Below are 3,693 nucleotides of genomic sequence, written 5' to 3' on the forward strand. Positions count from 1 at the left end.
GTGCTGTTCATGGTGATACGTTTCATGAACCGGCTGAAGCGCAGTGACACCGCCGCAGCACCGCCGCCGCCACCGAAACCGTCTCGCGAAGAAGAATTGCTGACCGAGATCCGCGACTTGCTCAAGAAGCCGTGAGCGCATGTCGTCGCGGCATGCATTATCGTGGCGCTTTTTCCCGGGGATAACGCCTAAGGCATTGGATGATGGCTGAGAAGAACGAGCGCCCCATCAAGGTGGTCGCCGAAAACCGCAAGGCGCGGTTCAACTATGCGATAGAGGACACGCTGGAGGCAGGTATCGCGCTGACCGGTACCGAGGTCAAGTCGATCCGCAACGGCAAGACCACGATCGCGGAATCCTATGCGGATACCAAGGCCGGCGAGATCTGGCTGATCAACGCCAATATTCCGGAATATCTGCAGGCCAACCGCTTCAATCATGAGCCGAAGCGGCCGCGCAAGCTGTTGCTGCACCGAAAGCAGATCAACAAACTGATGGGTGCGGTCGAGCGCGAGGGCATGACGCTGATCCCGCTAAAGCTTTATTTCAACGAACGCGGCCGCGCCAAGCTGTTGCTGGCGGTTGCGAAGGGCAAGAAGCTGCACGACAAGCGCGAGAGCGAGAAAAAGCGCGACTGGGGCAGGGAGAAGGGCCGCCTGCTGCGGGCGCGGGGGTGATGCGGCCCTCATCCCCGGGTAGCGCGCGGTTCGACGCGCGCGTCTCGAAGGATGGACAAGGGCGCAAGTTCTTCATGGTTCGAGAGGGCGCGCATGCGCGCACCTCCTCACCATGAGGTCCGGAGATTGCGGAGGCTTGAGGGAAGTACGATGAACCAAAAAAATCTCCTTGAAGTCGACTGGAGCAGGATTCCGGCACCGGTCGACGATGGGGCGGCGGCGCATCTTGTGGGTATGACGATGCCGCCCATCAGCCTGGTTGCGACCGACGATACTGCGGTGACGCTGTCGGCATTGTCAGGGCGCACGGTCATTTTCGCCTATCCCAGAACCGGCGAGCCCGGCAAGATCGCGCTGGTCGACGACTGGGACATGATTCCGGGCGCGCGCGGCTGTACGCCGCAGACCTGCGCATTTCGCGATCTGTTTGCCGAACTCAAGGCCGCCGGCGCCAAACAGGTGTTCGGCCTGTCGACCCAGAGCAATTCCTATCAGACCGAGATGGCCTCGCGGCTGCATCTGCCGTTCCCGGTATTGTCGGACGAAAAGCTGGAGCTGACCCGTGCGCTCGATCTGCCGACCATGCAGGTGGCGGGACTGACATTGGTAAAACGGCTGGCGCTGATCGTCGATGACTCCAGCATCAGCCATGTTTTCTATCCGGTGTTTCCACCCGACCGGAATGCCAGCGATGTGCTGGCCTGGTTGAAGCGAAATCCGATCTGAGTCTGGCGGGCGTAAATTGCGTAGGGGCAAAGGAACCCTTGCGCCGTGCCCACCATGAATGCTGCGGTCGGCACGCCACCGATCCGCGCATTAGCGCGACCCGATGGCTTCGCCGACCTACGCACCCCGATCCAAATCCGCTTTTGCCGCCGCGAACACGGAGTGGAACATTTCCGGGGTCAGCACCCCGGTGTTGGTGTTGTAGCGCGAGCAATGATAGCTGTCGTAAAGTTTGACGGCGCCGGCCTGATGAACAGCGCCATGCGCGAACGGCGCTGCTGCGCCGCGCAGGCCCAGCGCCTTGACCGTCGACTCATGCGCCACCCGGCCGAGCGCGACGATCGCGCGCAACCCTGGCATCATCTCGATGGTCGCGGACAGATATGGCCGGCAGCTGTTGATTTCGGCCGGCAACGGCTTGTTCTGCGGCGGCACGCAGCGCACCGCGTTGGAGATGCGGCAATCCACGAGCGTAAAACCGTCGTCGGGCCGCGCCTGGTAGCGGCCTTTGGCAAAGCCGCAGGCGAGCAGCGTCGCGTACAATAGCTCGCCGCCGAAATCGCCGGTAAAGGGTCGGCCGGTGCGATTGGCGCCTTGCAAACCCGGCGCGAGGCCGACGATCAGTAGCCGCGCCTCGGCATCGCCGAAAGAGGGAACTGGCGAATTGAACCCTTGTGGATCACGCGCGCGATTAGCCGCACGGAAGCCGGAAAGTCGCGGACAAAGCGGGCAGTCGCGGTCAGGTTCGGTGCCGACGAGGGCCGTAGGCATAGGCTGGCCGCGCGCGCGGCCTTTCTCATTCGTCGAAATCGTCGTCATCGGCTCTCGGCGCCGTCGTGGTCGCGCGCTGCAGGAATTGCGGCGCGTGATGACGCGGCTCGCGCGGGGGCGGACGCTCGGATGGATCGCGGCCGAGCTTGGATTGCAGTTCCACCAGGTCGGTGAAGACGTCGGCCTGGCGCCGCAATTCGTCGGCGATCATCGGCGGCTGGCTCGAAATTGTCGAGATCACGGTTACCCGGACGCCGCGGCGCTGCACCGCCTCGACCAGCGAGCGGAAATCGCCATCGCCTGAAAACAGCACGATCTGATCAACGTGCTCGGCCAGTTCCATCGCATCGACCGCAAGCTCGATATCCATATTGCCCTTGACCTTGCGGCGGCCGCTGGCGTCGATGAATTCCTTGGTCGCCTTGGTAACGACGGTGTAGCCGTTGTAATCGAGCCAGTCGATCAGGGGGCGGATCGACGAGTATTCCTGATCCTCGATGATCGCGGTGTAATAGAATGCCCGCACCAGCGTCCCGCGGCCCTGGAATTCCTTGAGAAGGCGCTTGTAGTCAATGTCGAAGCCAAGCGTCTTGGCCGTCGCATAGAGATTGGCGCCATCGATAAAGAGCGCAATCTTGTTGGAAGCAGGTGACATTTAAAGGTTTCTCGCGTTGTTTAAGGTTTTCGGCGCAGCCGAAATGGGCCGCGCATCCCAAGGTATGCTGCCGAAAGTCCGGTGCATCTGTCCCCCGACAAACACCACCTGTAAATATGGTGCGGCTAGGGCGAAAAGACCAATACTTTGACGTTCAATGAAGCGATTTCTTGTCCGAAACGGCACCAGCCCGGCGTCTGGACGCGGCGGCCATCTGGATCCCTGATAGGACTAGCCAGTGGGGGGCGGGAAGGCAAATCACAAAATTGTCTTGCGAACAGCCCCTCGGGCCTATAACTACCGCGCCTAATCACCATAATCGGTTCCAAGCTAGCGGAGCGACAGTCGATGGCGCGCGTCACCGTAGAAGATTGCATAGACAAGGTCGACAACCGGTTCGATCTGGTCCTGTTGGCGGCGCACCGCGCCCGCATGATCTCGTCCGGATCGCAGCTTACGGTCGATCGGGACAACGACAAAAACCCGGTTGTGTCGCTGCGCGAAATCGCGGATTCGACCATTTCGCCCGAGGATTTGCGCGAAGAGCTGGTCCATTCACTGCAGAAATTCGTCGAAGTGGACGAGCCAGAGCCCGATACCGTGCCTTTGATCGGTTCAGCCGGCGCCAGCGTGGATGCCGACGACACCGAGGTTGCCGTCGAGCGGATGACCGAGGAGGAGCTGCTAAAGGGCCTTGAAGGCCTGGCGCCGCCGGAAGAGCAGCCCGAAGAGGACGAATGAGCCCTCCAACGTTGCGGACTGAACGTTGCGGTCCCCGTTTGAATTTGCCCTTTGACACGGGCCCGGGCGTTTGTCCGGGCCTTTGCTTTTGTTAGGTTATTTGTGAGTACGGTGGGTTGGTCT

General features: G+C 61.3%; 5 protein-coding genes and 1 pseudogene. 4 read left to right on the plus strand and 2 right to left on the minus strand.

The window, feature by feature from the left end:
* The 3 genes and pseudogenes from mscL to ABSG20_RS32160 form a co-directional block, all read left to right on the plus strand.
* A pseudogene (gene mscL, locus ABSG20_RS32150) lies at positions 1–135 on the plus strand (large conductance mechanosensitive channel protein MscL); the annotation flags it as partial.
* 68 nt (positions 136–203) lie between these two features.
* Positions 204–677, plus strand: a complete 474-nt coding sequence (gene smpB / locus ABSG20_RS32155) for an SsrA-binding protein SmpB (RefSeq protein WP_423868479.1) — start codon at positions 204–206, stop codon at positions 675–677.
* Between the two features lie 150 nt (positions 678–827).
* On the plus strand, positions 828–1,403 hold the full coding sequence (locus ABSG20_RS32160) for a peroxiredoxin (protein WP_423868480.1): 576 nt from the start codon (positions 828–830) through the stop codon (positions 1,401–1,403).
* A gap of 117 nt (positions 1,404–1,520) precedes the next feature.
* Here the strand turns inward: ABSG20_RS32160 and ABSG20_RS32165 are convergent, their stop codons facing one another.
* Together ABSG20_RS32165 and ABSG20_RS32170 are read right to left on the minus strand one after the other, a co-directional pair.
* Positions 1,521–2,174, minus strand: a complete 654-nt coding sequence (locus tag ABSG20_RS32165) for a uracil-DNA glycosylase (protein ID WP_423868481.1) — start codon at positions 2,172–2,174, stop codon at positions 1,521–1,523.
* A gap of 25 nt (positions 2,175–2,199) precedes the next feature.
* Entirely contained in the window at positions 2,200–2,829 is a 630-nt protein-coding gene (locus tag ABSG20_RS32170) for a LabA-like NYN domain-containing protein (protein ID WP_423868482.1), read from the minus strand.
* A gap of 348 nt (positions 2,830–3,177) precedes the next feature.
* Here ABSG20_RS32170 and rpoZ point away from each other — a divergent pair, with 348 nt between their 5' ends.
* Positions 3,178–3,570: a DNA-directed RNA polymerase subunit omega gene (rpoZ, locus tag ABSG20_RS32175; protein WP_024512695.1), complete on the plus strand. Its 393-nt coding sequence runs from the start codon at positions 3,178–3,180 to the stop codon at positions 3,568–3,570.
* The last annotated feature ends 123 nt before the right edge of the window (positions 3,571–3,693 follow it).

This window comes from Bradyrhizobium sp., assembly GCF_049512235.1.
Classification (GTDB): domain Bacteria; phylum Pseudomonadota; class Alphaproteobacteria; order Rhizobiales; family Xanthobacteraceae; genus Bradyrhizobium.

What these genes read in the sequence shown, in the direction of transcription:
- smpB (WP_423868479.1), top strand. Translation starts at nt 204, where the DNA reads ATGGCTGAGAAGAACGAGCGCCCCATCAAGGTGGTCGCCGAAAACCGC.
- ABSG20_RS32160 (WP_423868480.1), top strand. Translation starts at nt 828, where the DNA reads ATGAACCAAAAAAATCTCCTTGAAGTCGACTGGAGCAGGATTCCGGCA.
- ABSG20_RS32165 (WP_423868481.1), bottom strand. Translation starts at nt 2,174, where the DNA reads ATGCCTACGGCCCTCGTCGGCACCGAACCTGACCGCGACTGCCCGCTT.
- ABSG20_RS32170 (WP_423868482.1), bottom strand. Translation starts at nt 2,829, where the DNA reads ATGTCACCTGCTTCCAACAAGATTGCGCTCTTTATCGATGGCGCCAAT.
- rpoZ (WP_024512695.1), top strand. Translation starts at nt 3,178, where the DNA reads ATGGCGCGCGTCACCGTAGAAGATTGCATAGACAAGGTCGACAACCGG.